The organism is Antarctobacter jejuensis, from assembly GCF_052266595.1.
In the GTDB taxonomy this organism is placed as follows: Bacteria; Pseudomonadota; Alphaproteobacteria; order Rhodobacterales; family Rhodobacteraceae; genus Antarctobacter; species Antarctobacter jejuensis.
Genome location: NZ_JBQQXJ010000004.1, coordinates 265,262 through 283,365, shown reverse-complemented (window position 1 = coordinate 283,365; position 18,104 = coordinate 265,262). Strand labels below are relative to the sequence as shown.

The window sequence follows — 18,104 nt, the reverse complement described above, 5'->3', positions numbered from 1 at the left end:
CGTAGGGCGGGGTTCACCCCGCCGCCGACACCAATACCTGCCACAGCGGATACACCACCCCGCCCGGCAAGGCCCCGATCGAATTCGTCACTGGCACGATCACCAGCGGCGCGGCCCACAGCGCCCTCTGCCACCGGCCCGGCGGCTCCGCGACCCGCAACCTTCCCAGCGCCAGCGCCAAACCCATCGCCACAACACCGCAGAACACGTGCATCCCCACCCAGCGCCCCCAATCCAGCGCGACCGGGTACAGCGGCACAAAGGGCAACGCCAACCCAAGGCCAATGGCAATCCCGACACGGGGATGATCCGACCGCCACAGGATCAGCGCCAAGGGCATCAGCGCCACCAGATAGGCCAGTGCAAAGCTTCCCACCGCCAGCGGGTTCAGCAACTTCCGCACTTCTCGCATCCCCTGCGCGCGGTCCATTTCCAGCCACTGGATTGCGCCGTCGCAAATCAGCGGGTCCATGCCCCGTTCCAGCAGCGGACGACAGACCAGCGCCGCCTCCGGCACCTCGGAAAACCGCAGCGCATAATGCAGCGCCAGACCGGCGGCGATGCTGCTCGACACCGCCAGCGCCGCCAACAGCCAGCCCGCGACCTGCCCCCGGCCCAGCCACAACAGCAACAGGTAGCAGGGCAGCAGCAGCACCAGCGCCTCGTGCCCCAGAAACCCCAGCCACAGCAGCCCGGTCCCGGCCACCAACAGCGGCGCCGCACGCCGCACCAGCGCCAGCGCACACAGCGCCAGCGCCGTGAACCCCACCAGTTCCTTGCGCAGCGCGCCCTCGTGGCCCGCCACCCAGAGCACGGCAAAGAACCCGCAGGACAGCGCCAGCGACAGCGCGATCTCCGGTCCCAGAATCCGCAACAGCCGATGCACCGTCAGGCACAGCCCGACAATCAGCACCATCTGCACGCCACAGACCAGTGCCAGCAGCGGCACGCCCGTCAGGTCGTGCAGCGCGATAAAGGTATCTCCGAAAAAGGCCCGGCGCACCTCGACCAGCGTGCCATTGATCAGCCAATCGCCCTGCCGCCACGCGCTGCCACCTGTCGCGAAATCCCACCCGATCCGCAGCCCCAGCACCAACGCCGCAGCGGCAAACAGCACGTCCAGCGCCCGGTGCGGAATGGTCACAGCAGGATGCAGGATGGGTGATCGGCGCATCGCCGCGCCGCGCGCCGCGCCTTATGGCCCGGCAAAGCTGTATCCCACCGTCTGCCCCAGCAGGGAATGGATCCACGGCAGCACCATCACGGCGACCACGCCCACCACGGCGCCGATGCCCAACCGGATCGGGGCCGAGCCCAGACTGGGTCCGGCAAGGCCAAGAACACCGCAGACGGTGGCGTAAAAGACAAGCGAAACAGGGTCCATGACGGCACCTCCCTGCCCCTCAGCCTAGAACAGCTCTGCCCCTCGGGGAAGGTCGGATTGGCCTGACCCGAAAGGGCGGCTTTCCTAAGGAATGGTAAATTCGCGCCTGTAACCCATTGATCTGGCATTCCCCCTAAGCTGTCCACGCGTGGACATCACCCGGCCATCACCCCGCCAATCTCTCTACCGCCCCGGCCAGAACCTTCAGCCCGGTCACAAGATCCGCCTCCGCCGTGTCCTCGGCGAAATCATGGCTGATCCCCCCGATCGACGGCACGAACAGCATCCCCGTGGGCATCACCCCGGCCAGGTTCGAGGCATCATGCAGCGCCCCCGACGGCATGGTCCGCCACCGCCCCGGAACGACCGCCTCCGCCGCCTCGCCCAGCGCCGCCCGAACGCGCCCATCCATCGCCACCGGCGCCACGCCCAGCATCGGTCCCATGCTCAGATCCAGCCCCCGCCGCGCCGCCACCTCGGCCGCCGTCTCCCGCACGATCCGCTCCATCCGGTCCAACCGGTCCGGATCGCCGTCACGCCACTGCATCGAAAACGTCACCCGCCCCGGCACGATGGAATGGGCATTGGGATGGACCGAGACATGCCCCACCGTCCAGACCGTCGCCGGCGTGACCACATCCCGAAACCGCGCATTGATCAGCCCGTTGACCTCCGCCAGCCCCTGAAAGGCATCCTTGCGCACCCCCATCGGCGTGGTGCCCGCATGGTTCTGCTGGCCGTCCAAGGTGATCGCCATGTCCCGAATGCCGACGATGGCCTCCACCACGCCCACCGCCTCACCGCACGCATCCAGAACCGGCCCCTGCTCGATATGCATCTCCAGAAAGCCTGTGAACCGCGCCGGATCGACCCAATCGCCCAGCCGCTCTCCCATCGCAGCGCGCGCCTCGGCCAGCGTCACCCCCACCGGATCGGTCAGCCCGTCGACCTGCGCGCGCGACAAGGCCCCGGTCCAGGCGGCACTGCCGGTGGTCACGCCAAACCGGCCCTCTTCATCCTGAAACGACACGACCGACACGGCAGGTCCCCCGGCCGCGCGCACCGCCCGCGCCACTTCCAGCCCCGCGATGACCCCCAGGGCACCATCCAGCCAGCCCCCCTCGGGCTGGCTGTCCGAATGCGACCCGATCAACAGCGACGGCCCATCCGCTAAACCAAAGAGCGAGCCCATCGGATCAAACACAGGGTCCAACCCCGCCTCGGCCATCCGCCCGGCCAGCCAGTCCCGTGCGGCGATATCGGCCTCCGAATAAGCAGGGCGGATCACCCCCTTGCCAACGCCCGCCGCGCCGAACCCCCGCAGGGCGTGAAGATCATCAAGGAAACGATCGGGATCAACGGGTATCATGGGCATCTCCGCAAGGTATCACCCCGGACGACACACCCCGGGCTTCTTCTCTTTCTAAATACGCAATCTGCCCCGAGCCACAGGCGCGACACCGGCGGAACCCGATCACGACCGCCCCAAGCGGTCCGAGGCGACGGCCGCAGGCCGACGCCGAGACAGCCTGCGCGCGCCGTCAGGCGCGCACATTTGGATCACTCGGCGGCCACCTGCCCCGCGTCGACCTTCTCGACCCGGACAGCGGAATACTTGAACTCCGGGATCTTGCCGAATGGGTCCAGCGCCGGGTTGGTCAGGATGTTGGCCGCCGCCTCGACATAGGCGAAGGGCAGGAACACCATGTCCTCGGCCACCGCGCGGTCCGCCCGCGCCATGACCTCGACCGAACCCCGCCGCGTGGTCAGCCGCACGACCCCTCCGGGATCGACGCCCAGCCGCCGCAGCGTCTTGGGATGCAACGAACAGTTCGCCTCCGGCTCCATCGCGTCCAGCACGCTGGCCCTACGGGTCATCGACCCGGTGTGCCAATGCTCCAGCTGCCGCCCGGTGGTCAGGATCATCGGGAAACGCTCGTCCGGCACCTCGGCGGGCGGCGTCACCCGCGCAGGCGTGAACTTGGCCCGTCCGGCCCGACGGGGGAAGCCGTCGCCAAAGACCACCGCCTGCCCGGGGTCGTCCGGACCGTTACAGGGATAGGTGACGGCGGATTCCGCCTCCAGCCGTTTCCAGGTGATGTGATGCAGGCTGCGCATCGACATCTTCATCTCGTCAAAGACCTCGCGCGGATCGTCGTAGTCCCAGTCCAGCCCGACGCGCCGCGCCAGATCAACGATGATCTCCCAATCCTCGCGAGCCTCGCCCGGCGGGTTGACCGCCTTGCGCGCCACCTGAACCTGACGGTTGGTATTGGTCACGGTTCCGGATTTCTCCGGCAGGGCCGAGGCGGGCAGGATGACGTCGGCAAAATTGGCCGTTTCGGTCAGAAAGATGTCCTGCACCACAAGGTGATCCAGCTGCGCCAGCGCCTTGCGGGCGTGTTCCACATCCGGGTCCGACATGGCCGGGTTTTCACCCAGGATATACATGCCCTTGATCTCACCCCGGTACACGCGGTCCATGATCTCAACCACGGTCAAGCCCGGTGCGGCCTGAATCTCGGTCCCGCGCCAGATGTGCTTGAACAGTTCCCGAACCTCGCCATCCGTGACCGACTGGTAATCCGGCAGCACCTGCGGGATCAGCCCCGCGTCCGAGGCGCCCTGCACGTTGTTCTGGCCGCGAAGCGGGTGCAAGCCGGTGCCCGACCGCCCCACCTGCCCGCAGAGCAGCGCAAGCGAAATCAGGCAGCGGGCGTTGTCGGTGCCGTGGATGTGCTGCGACACACCCATGCCCCAGAAGATCATCGCCCGCTGGGCGCTGGCATAGCTGCGCGCGACGGTGCGGATTGTCTCTGGATCAATGCCGCAGAGTTCCGACATACGCTCCGGCGTAAAAGCACGGATGTGGTCGCGGAATTCAAAGAACCCCTCAGTGAAGCCCTCGATATACTGCCGGTCGTAGAGCTTTTCCTCGACGATCACGTTCATGATCGCGTTCAGCAGCGCCACGTCGGTGCCCGGGCGGAACTGCAGCATGTGCTTGGCGTGCCGCTTCATCGCGGTGCCGCGCGGATCCATGATGATCAACTCGCCGCCGCGCTTCGCGAACTGCTTGAAGAAGGTCGCGGCGACAGGGTGGTTCTCTGTCGGGTTGGCACCGATCACGATGGCCAGATCGGCATTCTCGATCTCGTTGAAAGTGGCCGTCACCGCGCCGCTGCCCACGTTTTCCATCAGCGCCGCCACCGACGAGGCGTGGCACAGCCGCGTGCAGTGGTCGACGTTGTTGTGGCCAAAGCCCTGTCGGATGAACTTCTGGAACAGGTAGGCCTCTTCGTTGGTGCATTTGGCGCTGCCAAAGCCCGCGACAGAGGTGCCGCCATAGTAGCTGCGCAGGTCCGCCAGACCATGCGCCGCCTTTTCCATCGCCTCTTCCCAAGTCGCCTCGCGGAAGTGCGTCCACGGGTTGTTTGGATCGACGTTCAGCCCCTTTTCCGGCGCGTCAGAGCGGCGGATCAGCGGTTTGGTCAGGCGATGGGGGTGGTGAATATAGTCGTATCCGAAACGGCCTTTGACGCAGAGCCGTCCTTCGTTCGCGGGGCCGTTGATGCCTTCGACGTATTTGACCTGACCGTCCTTGACCTTGATCGACACCTGACAGCCGACACCGCAGAAGGGGCAGACGGATTTGACCTCTTCGTCGAAATCCGCGCGGTCACCCACCTGATTTTCATCCACCACGGTCGACGGCATCAGCGCGCCCGTCGGACAGGCCTGCACGCATTCGCCGCAGGCCACGCAGGACGACGCGCCCATCGGGTCGGCAAGGTCAAAGACCGGGTAGGCATCGTGACCGCGCCCTGCCATGCCGATCACGTCGTTGACCTGCACCTCGCGGCAGGCCCGCACGCACAGACCGCACTGGATGCAAGCGTCAAGGTTGACCTTCATTGCCACGTGGCTGTCGTCCAAGAGCGGGATGCGCTCTGCCTCCAGCGTCGGAAAGCGTGATTCCGTAACATCGTTCTGGGCCGCCATGTCCCAAAGTTGTGAGGATTTGTCATGTGCTGCCGCCTGTTCCGGCTGGTCGGCCAGCAGCAGTTCCATGACCATCTTGCGGGCGGTTTCGGCCCGGGCGCTGGCGCTTTTGACCACCATGCCCTCGGACGGTTCGCGGATGCAGGAGGCGGCCAGCACCCGCTCGCCTTCGATTTCCACCATGCAGGCGCGGCAGTTGCCGTCGGGGCGGTAACCGGGCGCGGGCTTGTGGCACAGATGCGGGATCTTCAGGCCACGGCCATTGGCCACTTCCCAGATGGTCATGCCTTTTTCCGCCTCGACCTCTTGGCCATCCAGCGTGAATCGGATCGTTTCGGACATGCGCGTCTCCCGTCGTTTGCGCAATCTTTAACAATCGGCGGCCTTCGTGCGACTGACAATCCCGACCTTCAGAGGCGTTTTTGCGGCCCCGGCGTTTCCGATACAGGTCAGTGGGCCATGTTGAGGGGCGGCAGGACACCTTCGCCGAGGTCCATCCGGTGCCCAGACGATCTGTCACCACCGCGCGCGCGATCGCGAGGCGGGCACAGCCGGTTTCCAGTCCGCCACGTCGGTCCGGTCCGCGTTCAGTTCAGGTTTCCGTGAAAAGCCGGGGCGTTCAGGGCGCGTTTTTTCGCCCAGTACATGGCCGCATCCGAGTGTGCCAGCAGGGTTTCCCAATCCTCCCCCATGCCGCCAATTGCCACCCCGATCGACGGGCGCAGGACGCTGGCATGTTCCTCGAACCGGATGGTCTGGCCACACAGATCGGCAATCCGCTCGGCGACCTTGCGGGCGGCGCGGTCCGGATGCCGGTCGACAATCAGACAGATGAATTCGTCGCCGCCCAGACGCGCCACGAAATCGCCGTCGCGCACCGCGCTGCGCAGCCGGTCCGCCGTCACCTGCAGGGCCATATCGCCGGACTTGTGGCCGTGGGTGTCGTTCAGCGCCTTGAAGTCATTCAGATCGAGGTTCAGAACGCCAACCCGGCCTTCTTCCAGCGCAGCCTGCAAGGACGAGGTCTGCAGCGTTTCCTCCAGCCCCGCGCGGTTCAGCAAACCGGTCAGCGGATCGGTCGAGGCGCGGACCGTTGCCACGTTCAACCGCCGCGCCTGCCGACCAAAGAAGCGGCCAGCGGCAAAACAGATGGCCAGCATGGCAAATCCCGTGGCCACGACCACCGGCAACCCCTCTTGCCGCAACCCGGTCCCGGGGGCCGGCCTGTCCCAGCTCAGTTGCGCCACCTGGCCGTCCGGCCCCATCAGCCACAGCCCGTCCCGGCCGTCCGCATCCTCGAAAGGCGTCAGGTCTGGTCGACTGGCCCCTGTCAGCTGTTCCAGCCGCATCAGCAGCGTTTCGGCCTCGGTCACGCCGACCATGATCGGATACTCCTGCTCCGCCGCCGCTGGCAGGTTCTCGGGGGTGATCCGGGCCACGGCGACAAGGGCTGCGACGCCGTCCCAGGGCGCAAAGCCGGATACCGCGCCATATGCCTCGGGCGGGCTGTCGCGCAGGTCCGCAAGAAAGGGGGCCATGCGTGCCGCATCGAACTGAGTCGCCGGGTCGGCAGCGTCCGGCGATCCATAGGCGTGCAGCAGCGTGCCATCAGGGGACAGAAGGAAGATCCAGTCAAACAGGTCGCTCTCTGCCGCCGCCGAGCCGATGTTGTCGTACAACCCCGCCTCGTCGCCAGCGGTCATCAGGTCATGGGCCAGCGTCCAATGGGCATAGTCCCGCACCGCCAGCGACAACATCGCCAGCCGTTCTTCAAGGATCAGCTGGTGCGCCTCGCGCATGTGCTCCCGCGCCTGAACGTCGATCCGGTGCGTCAGCCAGAACAGCATGGCCACAAGCGCTGTCACCGACAGCGCCCCAAGGCACAGAAGAAGCGTATAGATGTACCGCATCCGACCGATGGTCCTGCATCCGGGTTTTGCTCGCCTGACCAATCACGCAGGAAAGTGTTGAGATCTCCTTTCAGGCAGACCTTGAATTTCGCCATGTCCATGGCATCGCAGGGCCGGGTTTGCCGTGCCGGAGCGCGCAGCCCGATGGGGCGGAGCCCCTCTCCCGCCCCGCCGCCGATTGACCTCTGGACCTCGCTGCCGCCGCCGCCTAGCCTGCGCCCGAATACGAGGGAGATCACCATGGCAACCGGCAGCAATATCCGCACCTTTTTCAACGGCTCGTGGCAGGACGGTGACGTCATGGTGATGCGGGCCGCCGATCATGGCGCGTGGCTTGGCTCCAGCGTCTTTGACGGCGCGCGTTATGTGCAAGGGGTTTCGCCGGATCTGGACCTGCATTGCGCCCGCGTGAACCGCTCTGCCGAGGCGCTGATGCTGCGGCCCACGATGACGACCGAGGACATGGTTGCGATCGTCGAAGAGGGGCTCAAGGCCTATGCCCCGGGAGCAGCGGTCTACATCCGCCCGATGTACTGGGGCATCAACGGCGACGTGACCGCCATCGTTCCGCAGCCCGACGAGACCGGTTTCGCCATCTGCCTCGAAGAGATTCCGATGGCGCCGGACACTGCCAGCGCCACGCTGGGCTACACCCGGTTCCGCCGCCCGGTGCTGGAGGATGCGGTGGTCAACGCCAAGGCCGGCTGCCTGTACCCCAACAACGCGCGGATGCTGGCAGAGGTCCGGTCGCGCGGGTTTGCCAATGCGCTGGTCGCGGATGCAATGGGCAATGTGGCCGAAACCGCCACCGCTAACATCTTTATGGTGCGCGATGGCGTGGTGTTCACTCCCATTCCCAACGGCACCTTCCTGTCCGGCATCACCCGCGCCCGCCACATCGCCAATCTGCGCGCCGATGGAGTCGAGGTGCAGGAAACGGTGCTGACCTTCCGGGACTTCGATGACGCCGATGAGGTCTTCATGTCCGGAAACATGAACAAGGTGACACCCGTCACCGCGTTCGAGGACAAGTCCTATCAGGTCGGCCCCGTGACCCGCCGGGTTCGCGAACTCTATTGGGACTGGGCGCTGAGCGCCTGAGACCGGGGCGCGGTTCCGGGACAGGACAAGCCATGGACGTGAAACTGGGCATCCTGCTGGTGATCCTCGGCCTGTTTGTCGCGATCATCACGGCGGTTCACCGGGCCAACCGGCCCGCCCCGCGCCGCGTGCAGGAACGACCGCTCGGCCCGTCGCTGGACGACCAGATCTCGGGCCTCGCCCGTGCCGAGCTGGTGCTTTTCCCCGGCGTGACCCGCGACGACCTTATCGACTTCGGACCAGAGGAAACCTATCGCGGCGATCCCTGGCGACTGCTGTTGATGACTTACGCGATCCGTGTCGATCGGCCGCCACATCCCCCCTATTGTCCGCGCGCATGCCGGGTCTGTTTCGACAGCCTCGACTCGCTGGATGATTTCGAAACCGCCATCAAGGATCTGGCCCGTGTCGCCGAGGTGCCCTGCGAGGTCGAACGCGGCGATGGTCTGCGGCTGCGGATCGGAGGATCCGTCCGCGCGCTGTCGCCTGTTCTGTCCGAAAGGAAAATGGACTTCGACACCTTTCAGGTGGTGCTGGACATGCTGCAGGAGGCCATGCCCGAGGGAAGGCGCCTTTACGGGCTGGATTTCCATCCACAAATCGCCTTCTACAACCTTGACGACGCCGGGTTCGAACTGATCGAAGAACGCTTTCCCGGCCTTTTGACCGAAGACCCGCTGCCCTAGGGCCTGCCCTGCCACACCGGCCCGACGCTGACCGACAATGCTGGACAGCCGGGTGCCCCTCTGCCACGATCCCCGCTCAGGAGAGAAAAAATGCGCAAGTTCCTCGTCGTTCTGGATGACAGCCGCGAATGCCTGAACGCCATGCGCTTTGCCGCCATGCGCGCGGCCAAGAGCAAGGGTGGTGTAGCCATCCTTTCGGTTATTCCGCCGGACGAATTCAACCATTGGATCGGCGTCGGCGACATCATGCGCGAAGAGGCGCGGGAACGCATTCAGGCGCATTTCGAGGTCTTCGCCAAGTGGATGCGGGACAAGCAGGGCGTGGACCCCGAACTGGTCATCCGCGAGGGCGATCCGATCACCGAGATCCTGGCACAGGTCAAGGATGACCCGGAAATTGGCCTGTTGGTGCTGGGCGCAGCCGTGGACAAGAAAGGGCCCGGCCCGCTGGTCAGCCAGATGACCCGCAACGCGGGAACCCTGCCGATCCCGATCACCGTTGTGCCCGGCGATATGTCCAAGGAGCGGCTGGAGGCGATTACATAGGCCTCGGTCTAACGGCTCGCCCGATCTTTTTCACTGACATCATTTGGTTTCTTGCTTCGATCATGCGTTTTGTCATTTGCTTGCTTGCCATTCTTTTCGCCGCCCAAGGATCGCGTGCCGAAACGGCGCTGGAGTATGAGTGCCTCGGCAATCACTTCGAAACATGCTTTGTTGTCATCGACGGACAGATCGAACCCGGCCTCACAGACAGACTTCGACGAGAATTCCCGGAAGGGATCGAAGGCCGGCGTCTGTACCTCAACAGTCCGGGCGGAAATTTGGGCGAGGCGCTAAAACTTGGACGTTATATCCGAAGCACCGGCCTTATCACCCTGATCGGCGCCAAACGGGCGGAACGCTTCAACGAGGATGGCAGCAAAAAATTCCTCGAGGGCGACTTTCCCAAAGCTGGCATCTGCGAAAGCGCATGCGTCTATGCCTTCATCGGCGGCCAAGAAAGATACTTGGCAGACGGCCAGACGCTCGGGCTTCATCAGTTTCGAGCCGAAAAAGGCGAGATCAACAGTCAGTCAGCGCAAGTGATCGCCGGGGATCTGGTCAGCTACATGGTCGAAATGGGCGTGGACGCCCGGATCTTCAAACTCGCTTCGGGTACGGGGTCTGACGACATGTACAGACTGACACACGATCAAGCGCTCCAATACGACCTGATCACGCCGCGAGGATATGAGCCTTTCTTCATGGAACCCTACAGGAATGGGGTGATCGCATCCTCCCGGCGCGCCAGTCCGACGAACGGGTATGATCTGGCGAACCAGATCACCTTCTTGTGCCGGAACAATGAGCCCTTCGCCTTGATTCGCGCTGTAGGTGTGAACACAAACCTCGCGTCAGAGGCCACCACGGCAACGATCTCCATGGATGGGCGGAACTACCCGGGAACCGCGCGCGTCGAAGCCCGATCAACCGGGGACTGGGACTACATTACGCTGTCGCTGACCCGCTCCATGGCAGATGACCTGATCGGCGCTGATGAGGTGTATTTGGCAGCCGAATACAGCCGCGCCTCAGGGGCCGCACGCCGGGTATCCCTGGATCTGTCTGACATGGACCGGGCCATGATAAAGTCGGCATTCACCCTTTGCATCGAGTGACACACTTTTTAGAACCGTTCCAATCCTTGACGCTGAGCGCCCCGAAGCGCATATAGGCAAGACGCCATAAAAAGGTGATCCCAGATGTTCATTCAGACCGAATCCACGCCCAACCCCGCCACGCTCAAGTTCCTGCCCGGTCAGACCGTGCTGGACATGGGAACGGCTGACTTCCCCTCGCCCGAGGCGGCAGGCGCCTCTCCTCTGGCGCAGCGTCTCTTTGCCGTGGACGGCGTGACCGGCGTCTTTTTCGGCAATGATTTCGTCACCGTCACCAAGGGCGACGCGACCGATTGGGACCATGTCAAACCAGCGATCCTTGGCGCGATCATGGAGCATTTCCAATCCGGCCAGCCGGTGATGGCGGATGGCGCGGCGCAGGCCGGCGGCCATGCGGATCACAGCGGAGAGGATTCCGAGATCGTCGGCCAGATCAAGGAACTTCTGGACAGCCGCGTGCGTCCTGCCGTGGCTCAGGACGGTGGCGACATCACCTTCCACGGATTTGACCGCGGTGTGGTCTACCTGCACATGCAGGGCGCCTGCGCGGGCTGCCCCTCGTCCACGCTGACGCTGAAGATGGGCATCGAGAACCTGCTGCGCCACTACATCCCCGAAGTGACCGAGGTGCGCCCGGTTGCCGTCTGACCTCCTCGTTCTGGCTTTTGATACATCGGCGGCGCATTGCGCCGCCGCTTTGCTATGCGGGCCTATGGTTCTTGCCTCCCGCCACGAAGAGATGAAGCGCGGACAGGCCGAGCGCCTGATGCCCCTGCTCGAAGAGCTTCTCGAGGAGGCCGACCGCAACTGGTCCGATCTTGACGCCATCGGCGTGGGCATCGGCCCCGGCAATTTTACCGGCATCCGCATTTCCGTCAGCGCCGCACGCGGGCTGGCACTTGGCCTTGGGATCCCGGCGGTGGGCGTGTCCATCCTTGATGCCCTGGCCTTGGACGCCGGGTTTGTCCTGACCGCCGTCGAAGCACCGCGCGGCACGCTCTATTCGCAAATTCCCGGCGGTCAGCCGGTCCAGTCCTCGCTGGAAGAAATGCCGCTGCCGCCCGCCCGTGCAGAGGCCAACGTGATTGGACACAGGGCCGAAGAGATCGCGGCGCGCACCGGCGGCCTTGTTCTTCAGGCAAAATACCCCCTCGCCGAGGCCATCGCGCGAAAAGCCATGCGGCGGATGCACAACGTCTCGCTGCCGCGTCCGGCGCCGCTCTATATCCGCCCGGCGGACGCCGCGCCGTCACGGGACACGAAAGCGGTGATCCTTGACCCCTGAAGCCGCGTCGGACATCGCCGCACGCGCCTACCGGCACATGACGCCGTGGCGTGCGGACCAGATCGCCGCCACGCTGCGGCAGCCCACCGCCCTGCTCAGCACATCCGACCATGCCTTCGTTCTGGGTCAAGTCATTGCCGATGAGGCTGAAATCCTCGCGCTTGCCTGTGACCCGGACTTTCAACGCCAAGGCGAGGCCGCCCGCGCCCTCGACAGGTTCCACACCGCCGCCGCACAGCGGGAGGCCACGCGTGTTTTCCTGGAGGTCGCCGCAAGGAACGCCCCTGCCCGCGCCTTCTACGAGGCGCGGGGATATACCCGCGCCGGGCTGCGCAAAGGCTACTACCCACGGCCCGACGGAACCCGTGATGATGCGTTGATCATGACGCGGGCACTGCCCTGACGTCACGCCGCCCGGACCCGAAGCACCCCAAAAACCGGTTGACCCCTCCCGTGCGCTGCGGCTTTGATTGCCGCATCACAAACGGAACGGATGGCTTGTCCATCCGTCACACTCAGGGAGTTTTCCATGACGTTCATTGCCAAGACCCTCGGCACCGTCGCCGCACTGGCACTTTCCGCCGGTGCCGCGATGGCCGATGCCGCGCTGATCTACGACCTCGGCGGCAAGTTTGACAAATCGTTCAACGAGGCCGCATATACCGGCGCCGAACGCTTTGCGACCGAAACCGGCGGCACCTACCGCGACATCGAAATCCAGTCCGAAGCCCAGCGTGAGCAGGCCCTGCGCCGCTTTGCCGAGGCCGGCTTCAACCCGGTCATCACCACCGGCTTCGCCTTTGCCGAGCCGATCGGCTCAGTCGCGCCCGACTATCCCGACACCAAGTTCGTGAACGTCGACGGCTGGCTGCCCGAGGTGCCGGAGAACGTCCTGCTGATCAACTTCCAGGAACATCAGGGATCGTACCTTGTCGGCATGATGGCCGCGATGAAGTCCGAATCCGGCACCGTCGGTTTTGTCGGCGGGATGGACATTCCGCTGATCCGCCACTTTGCCTGCGGCTACGCGCAAGGCGCCAAGGCGGTGAACCCGGACATCAAGATTATCTCGAACATGACCGGCACCACCCCCGCCGCATGGAATGACCCGGTGAAGGGCGCCGAACTGGCCAAGGCGCAGGTCGGCCAGGGTGCGGACATCATCTATGCTGCCGCCGGGGGCACCGGTCTGGGCGTTCTTCAGACCGCCGCGGATGAGGGCATCCTGTCCATCGGCGTCGACAGCAACCAGAACCACCTGCACCCGGGCAAGGTGCTGACCTCGATGCTCAAGCGCGTCGATGTGGCGGTTTATGAATCCATGAAGGCGGGCGCCGATCTGGAAACCGGCAAGTTCATGACGCTGGGACTCGAGGAAAGCGGCGTCGGCTACGCGATGGACGACAACAACGCCGACCTCGTGACCGAGGACATGATCGCCCGTGTCGAGGAAGCCAAGGCCGCGATCATCGACGGCTCGCTGGACGTGGTGTCCTACTACGCCAACGACAGCTGCCCGGCGCTGGACTTCTGATCTGATTGGCGGACCGGGAGACCTGTCCCGGTCCGCACCCCGCTCATGTCGGGCCATCCATGGCCTGAACCAGGGTCCGCCCTCACGGACGGACCCGAGCAGTTTGCACAAGGCTCCGCAATGACCGATACCCCCGCCATCGAGCTCAAGGGCATTTCCAAGGCCTTTGGCCCCGTGCAGGCCAACAAGGATATCTCGATCCGTGTGATGCCCGGCACGATCCACGGCATCATCGGTGAAAACGGCGCGGGCAAATCGACCCTGATGTCGATCCTCTACGGCTTTTACAAGGCCGACGCGGGCCAGATCTTCATCAATGGCAAGAAGACCCAGATCCCCGACAGCCAGGCCGCCATCGCGGCGGGCATCGGCATGGTCTTCCAGCATTTCAAGCTGGTCCAGAACTTTTCTGTCCTCGAAAACGTCATCCTCGGGGCCGAGGACGGCGGGTTGCTCAGGCCCTCGCTCGCCAAAGCGCGCGGCGTGCTCAAGCAACTGGCCGCCGACTACGCCCTGAACGTCGACCCCGACGCGCTGGTCGAGGATCTGTCGGTTGGCCATCAGCAGCGGGTCGAAATCCTCAAGGCGCTGTACCGCGAGGCGGAAATCCTGATCCTGGATGAGCCCACCGGCGTTTTGACCCCGGCCGAGGCGGATCACCTGTTCCGCATCCTCGAAGGGCTGAAGCGCGAAGGCAAGACGATCGTCCTAATCACCCACAAGCTGCGCGAGATCATGGAGATCACCGACTCCGTCAGTGTCATGCGGCGCGGTGAAATGACCGCCACAGTCAAGACTTCGGAAACCTCTCCAGAACAGCTGGCCGAACTGATGGTGGGCCGCAAGGTGCTGCTGCGAGTGGACAAATCCCCACCGAAGCCGGGCAAGCCGGTGCTGGAAATCGAAAACCTGCGCCATACCGACGAGAGCGGTGTCGAACGGCTCAAAGGCATCTCCCTGACCGTGCGGGCGGGCGAAATCCTTGGCATCGCGGGTGTCTCCGGCAACGGCCAGTCGGAACTGCTGGAGGTGCTGGGCGGCATGGTTCCCGCAACCGGCACGATCCGCGTCAACGGCGATGAAATCGACCTGACCGGCAAACATTCCGATGGCCAGAGCCGCCGACGCCGCGGCATCGCCCATGTCCCCGAAGACCGCCAGCACGAGGGGTTGATAATGCCCTTCACAGCCTGGGAAAACATCGCCTTCGGCTATCACCACGACCCGAAATACCAGAAGAACGCCCTGCTGATGGACAATGACGCCATCCGTCAGGACGCCGAAGAAAAGATGCAACGCTTTGACGTGCGCCCGCCGAACCCGGCGCTGGCGGCGCGCAATTTCTCGGGCGGCAACCAGCAGAAGATCGTTCTGGCGCGTGAAATCGAAAGCGATCCGGAAATCCTGCTGGTCGGCCAGCCCACGCGCGGCGTCGACATCGGCGCCATCGAATTCATTCACCAGCAGATCGTCGCCCTGCGCGACGCGGGCAAGGCGGTGCTGCTGGTTTCGGTCGAACTGGATGAAATCCAGTCGATGTCCGACCGCATCGCGGTGATGTTCGACGGCAAGATTATGGGTGAGCGCCTGCCCGAAGAGACCAACCAGACCGAACTGGGCCTGCTGATGGCTGGCGTGACGGAAATGCCGGACAAGCCACTGATCGAGGCGGTGGACGAACAATTCGAAGCCCAGAAAAACCGGGGGGCCACGAAAAATGTCTGACATGCACGTCTGTGGCCGCTGCCTGATCGAAAAACGCCCGCCAGAGACCTGTGTCGCCGGGCCCGAAGTCAGAACAACACGCACCGGAGGCGCACATGGATAAGATGCCCGCCTGGGCCGATGCGGTCCTCGTTCCCCTGATCTCGATCCTTCTGGCGGCGATCCTGTCAGCACTGGTCATCCTCGCCATCGGTGAAAACCCGATCGAGGCCTTCAAGCTGATGGTGCAGGGCGCGCTGATGCGCTCCTCCGGCTGGGGCTATACGCTTTATTACGCGACAAACTTTACCTTCACCGGCCTTGCGGTCGCCGTCGCCTTTCACGCCCGCATGTTCAATATCGGCGGCGAAGGACAGGCGCTGATCGGCGGGCTTGGCGTGGCACTGGCCTGTCTCTACATTCCGTGGCCGCACTGGACCTTGGCCCTTGTCGGGACCACAATGATCGCCGCAATTTTTGGTGCGGCATGGGCCTATATCCCCGCCATCCTGCAGGCGAAACGCGGCAGCCATATCGTCATCACAACCATCATGTTCAACTTCATCGCCGCGGCGGTGCTGAACTACGTGCTGGTGAACCTGCTGCGGCCCAAGGGCTCGATGGAACCCGCCACCGGCGCCTTCCCTGAGGCGACACATCTGCCGACCTTCCAGCAGATGTTTTCCACCTCGGAAACCGTGCTGTTCCGGGGATCGCCGGCCAATGTCACCTTTTTCCTTGCCATCCTTGCCTGCATCGCCGTCTGGCTGCTGATCTGGCGCACCCGTCTTGGTTATGAAATCCGTTCATTCGGGCATTCCGACACGGCGGCGCGATACGCGGGCATCTCGCCCGTGCGGACCACCGTGATCGCCATGCTGATCTCGGGCGGACTTGCAGGCATGATGGCGCTGAACACCACGATGGGAGAGGCCGAACGGCTGGTCCTGAACGCCTCCGAAGGGGCGGGTTTCATCGGTATCGCGGTGGCGCTGATGGGGCGCTCGCATCCCGTGGGCGTATTCCTTGCCGCGCTGCTGTTCGGCTTCCTGTATCAGGGCGGGGCGGAACTGGCCTTCTGGGCGAATATCCCGCGTGAACTGGTGACGGTCATTCAGGCGCTGGTGATCCTGTTCACCGGCGCGCTGGACAACATGGTGCGCTCGCCGCTGGAAAAAATCTTTCTCGCCATGCGCAAGGGCAAGGCGTGATGCTGGTCGAATATCTGCCTTCCCTGCTGGTCGCATGGGGCGTCCATGCGCTGGCGCTGGCTTCTCCGGGGGCCAACGTGCTGGCGGTGATCGGCACCGCGATGAGCGCCGGACGGAGTGAGGCCTTGGCCATGAGCGCGGGCATCGTCTCCGGTTCTGTCCTGCTGGCCTCCGGCACCATTGCGGGCCTTGGCGCGCTGATCCTGACGTGGTCGCAGGCCGTGCTGGTCATCAAGCTGTTTGGCGCGGGATACCTTGCTTGGCTGGGGTACAAATCCCTGCGCAGCGCCGCCCGCCCCTCTTCCGATCCCGCGCTCAGCGCGCTGACCGGCAGCCCGGCGAAACTCTACCGTCAGGGCCTGATCCTGCAGATCAGCAACCCCAAGGCCATCCTTGCCTACCTCGCCATCGTCACGCTGGCACTGGGCGGCACCGCCCCTGCGCCCATCGCGGCGCTGTTCGTGATCGGGGCCGCGACCAACTCGGCCATCATTCACGCCCTCTACGCTTTGACCTTCTCTACCCGGCCGATCGTTGCGTTGTATCTGCACGCCCGCCGGGGCATCGACGCCGCCCTCGGCGCCTTTTTCTGTTTCGCCGCCGTCCGGCTGGCCCTGTCGAAAGGCTGACACATGGATCTCGCCACGATCATTCAGGTCCTCGAATCCTCCATTCGCCTGTCGACCCCCCTGCTCTTGGCCTGCCTTGCGGGGCTGTTTTCCGAACGGGCCGGGATCTTTGACATCGGGCTTGAGGGCAAGATGCTGATCTCCGCCTTCTTCTCGGCCGCAGCAGCCTTCTACACCGGCAACGTCTACCTTGGCGTTCTGGCGGGGATTGCCGCCTCACTGGTGTTGTCGGCGATCCACGGGCTGGCCTCGATCACCTTCCGGGGCAATCAGCTGATCTCGGGCGTCGCGCTCAACTTCCTCGCCTCCGGAATGACCGTGCTGATCGCGCAGGATTGGTTCCAGCAGGGCGGCAAGACGCCGACACTCCAAGGCGCGGCCCGGCTGCAACCGATCAATTTCCCCTTCGCCGAGAGCATCCGCGAGGTGCCGGTGATCGGCCCGATCTACGCTGACCTTTTGTCGGGCCATGCCTCGCTGGTCTATGTGGCGCTGCTGCTGGTGCCGGTGACGTGGTGGGTGCTGTTCCGCACCCGCTTCGGACTGCGCCTGCGCGCCGTGGGTGAGGCACCCGAGGCGGTGGACACCGCCGGGGTTTCTGTCATCGGGCTGCGCTTTGCCGCTGTCGGTATCTGCGGCATTCTCTGCGGCATCGCGGGGGCCTATCTGGCCACCGGCCTGCAGCCCTTCTTTGGCAAGGAAATGACCGCAGGGCGCGGCTATATCGCGCTGGCGGCACTGATCTTTGCCAAATGGCGGCCATGGTACGCGCTTGGCGCCTGCCTGTTGTTCGGCTTTCTGCAGGCGGTGGCGCTGCGGTTCCAGAGCATCCACCTTGGCCCGGTGACGGTGCCGGTGCAGGTGATGGACGCCCTGCCCTACATCCTGACCGTCGTCATCCTCGCCGGATTCGTCGGCAAGGCAATCCCGCCCCGCGCCGGCGGAGAACCCTACGTCAAGGAACGCTGACCACAGGCACGCAAGTCCTGAAAAATTC

Annotated in this window: 17 protein-coding genes; 12 read left to right on the top strand and 5 right to left on the bottom strand. The window is 64.5% G+C overall.

Annotation, left to right across the window (positions count from 1 at the left end; translation table 11 throughout):
* Nucleotides 1–13 precede the first annotated feature (13 nt).
* The 5 genes from ACTXGA_RS08235 to ACTXGA_RS08215 all read right to left on the bottom strand — a co-directional run bounded on the left by ACTXGA_RS08235 (nt 14) and on the right by ACTXGA_RS08215 (nt 7,296).
* Nucleotides 14–1,174, bottom strand: a complete 1,161-nt coding sequence (locus tag ACTXGA_RS08235) for a hypothetical protein (protein WP_443392667.1) — start codon at nt 1,172–1,174, stop codon at nt 14–16.
* 21 nt (nt 1,175–1,195) lie between these two features.
* On the bottom strand, nt 1,196–1,384 hold the full coding sequence (locus ACTXGA_RS08230) for a hypothetical protein (protein ID WP_443392666.1): 189 nt from the start codon (nt 1,382–1,384) through the stop codon (nt 1,196–1,198).
* Nucleotides 1,385–1,550: 166 nt separating this feature from the next.
* Entirely contained in the window at nt 1,551–2,753 is a 1,203-nt protein-coding gene (locus ACTXGA_RS08225; RefSeq protein ID WP_443392665.1) for a hydantoinase/carbamoylase family amidase, read from the bottom strand.
* A gap of 191 nt (nt 2,754–2,944) precedes the next feature.
* Nucleotides 2,945–5,728, bottom strand: coding sequence for a formate dehydrogenase subunit alpha (fdhF, locus tag ACTXGA_RS08220; RefSeq protein WP_443392664.1), 2,784 nt, complete (start codon nt 5,726–5,728; stop codon nt 2,945–2,947).
* A 245-nt stretch (nt 5,729–5,973) separates the two neighbouring features.
* Nucleotides 5,974–7,296 carry a GGDEF domain-containing protein gene (locus ACTXGA_RS08215; RefSeq protein WP_443392663.1) on the bottom strand — a complete coding sequence of 441 codons (1,323 nt, stop codon included), beginning with the start codon at nt 7,294–7,296 and terminating at the stop codon, nt 5,974–5,976.
* Nucleotides 7,297–7,536: 240 nt separating this feature from the next.
* Between ACTXGA_RS08215 and ACTXGA_RS08210 the strand changes: the two genes are divergently transcribed.
* The 12 genes from ACTXGA_RS08210 to ACTXGA_RS08155 all read left to right on the top strand — a co-directional run bounded on the left by ACTXGA_RS08210 (nt 7,537) and on the right by ACTXGA_RS08155 (nt 18,076).
* Complete coding sequence (locus tag ACTXGA_RS08210) at nt 7,537–8,397, top strand: branched-chain amino acid aminotransferase (RefSeq protein WP_443392662.1); 861 nt, start codon at nt 7,537–7,539, stop codon at nt 8,395–8,397.
* Nucleotides 8,398–8,429: 32 nt separating this feature from the next.
* Complete coding sequence (locus ACTXGA_RS08205; protein ID WP_443392661.1) at nt 8,430–9,083, top strand: hypothetical protein; 654 nt, start codon at nt 8,430–8,432, stop codon at nt 9,081–9,083.
* Nucleotides 9,084–9,173: 90 nt separating this feature from the next.
* Entirely contained in the window at nt 9,174–9,629 is a 456-nt protein-coding gene (locus ACTXGA_RS08200; RefSeq protein ID WP_443392660.1) for a universal stress protein, read from the top strand.
* Between the two features lie 62 nt (nt 9,630–9,691).
* Nucleotides 9,692–10,744 carry a COG3904 family protein gene (locus ACTXGA_RS08195; protein ID WP_443392659.1) on the top strand — a complete coding sequence of 351 codons (1,053 nt, stop codon included), beginning with the start codon at nt 9,692–9,694 and terminating at the stop codon, nt 10,742–10,744.
* 84 nt (nt 10,745–10,828) lie between these two features.
* Entirely contained in the window at nt 10,829–11,392 is a 564-nt protein-coding gene (locus tag ACTXGA_RS08190; protein ID WP_443392658.1) for a NifU family protein, read from the top strand.
* Nucleotides 11,382–12,029, top strand: coding sequence for a tRNA (adenosine(37)-N6)-threonylcarbamoyltransferase complex dimerization subunit type 1 TsaB (gene tsaB, locus ACTXGA_RS08185; protein WP_443392657.1), 648 nt, complete (start codon nt 11,382–11,384; stop codon nt 12,027–12,029). The genes ACTXGA_RS08190 and tsaB overlap by 11 nt, the downstream gene beginning before the upstream one ends.
* Nucleotides 12,019–12,432: a GNAT family N-acetyltransferase gene (locus tag ACTXGA_RS08180; protein WP_443392656.1), complete on the top strand. Its 414-nt coding sequence runs from the start codon at nt 12,019–12,021 to the stop codon at nt 12,430–12,432. Before tsaB ends, ACTXGA_RS08180 begins: the two co-directional genes overlap by 11 nt.
* Nucleotides 12,433–12,558: 126 nt before the next feature.
* The gene (locus ACTXGA_RS08175) at nt 12,559–13,563 is read left to right on the top strand and encodes a BMP family lipoprotein (protein ID WP_443392655.1); all 1,005 of its coding nucleotides are present in this window, start codon (nt 12,559–12,561) and stop codon (nt 13,561–13,563) included.
* Between the two features lie 120 nt (nt 13,564–13,683).
* Nucleotides 13,684–15,288, top strand: a complete 1,605-nt coding sequence (locus ACTXGA_RS08170) for an ABC transporter ATP-binding protein (protein ID WP_443392654.1) — start codon at nt 13,684–13,686, stop codon at nt 15,286–15,288.
* Nucleotides 15,289–15,383: 95 nt separating this feature from the next.
* Complete coding sequence (locus tag ACTXGA_RS08165; protein WP_443392653.1) at nt 15,384–16,478, top strand: ABC transporter permease; 1,095 nt, start codon at nt 15,384–15,386, stop codon at nt 16,476–16,478.
* Nucleotides 16,478–17,107, top strand: coding sequence for a LysE family translocator (locus tag ACTXGA_RS08160; protein WP_443392652.1), 630 nt, complete (start codon nt 16,478–16,480; stop codon nt 17,105–17,107). Before ACTXGA_RS08165 ends, ACTXGA_RS08160 begins: the two co-directional genes overlap by 1 nt.
* A 3-nt stretch (nt 17,108–17,110) precedes the next feature.
* A complete protein-coding gene (locus ACTXGA_RS08155) occupies nt 17,111–18,076 on the top strand; it encodes an ABC transporter permease (RefSeq protein WP_443392651.1) in 966 nt (321 codons plus the stop codon).
* Nucleotides 18,077–18,104: the final 28 nt, after the last annotated feature.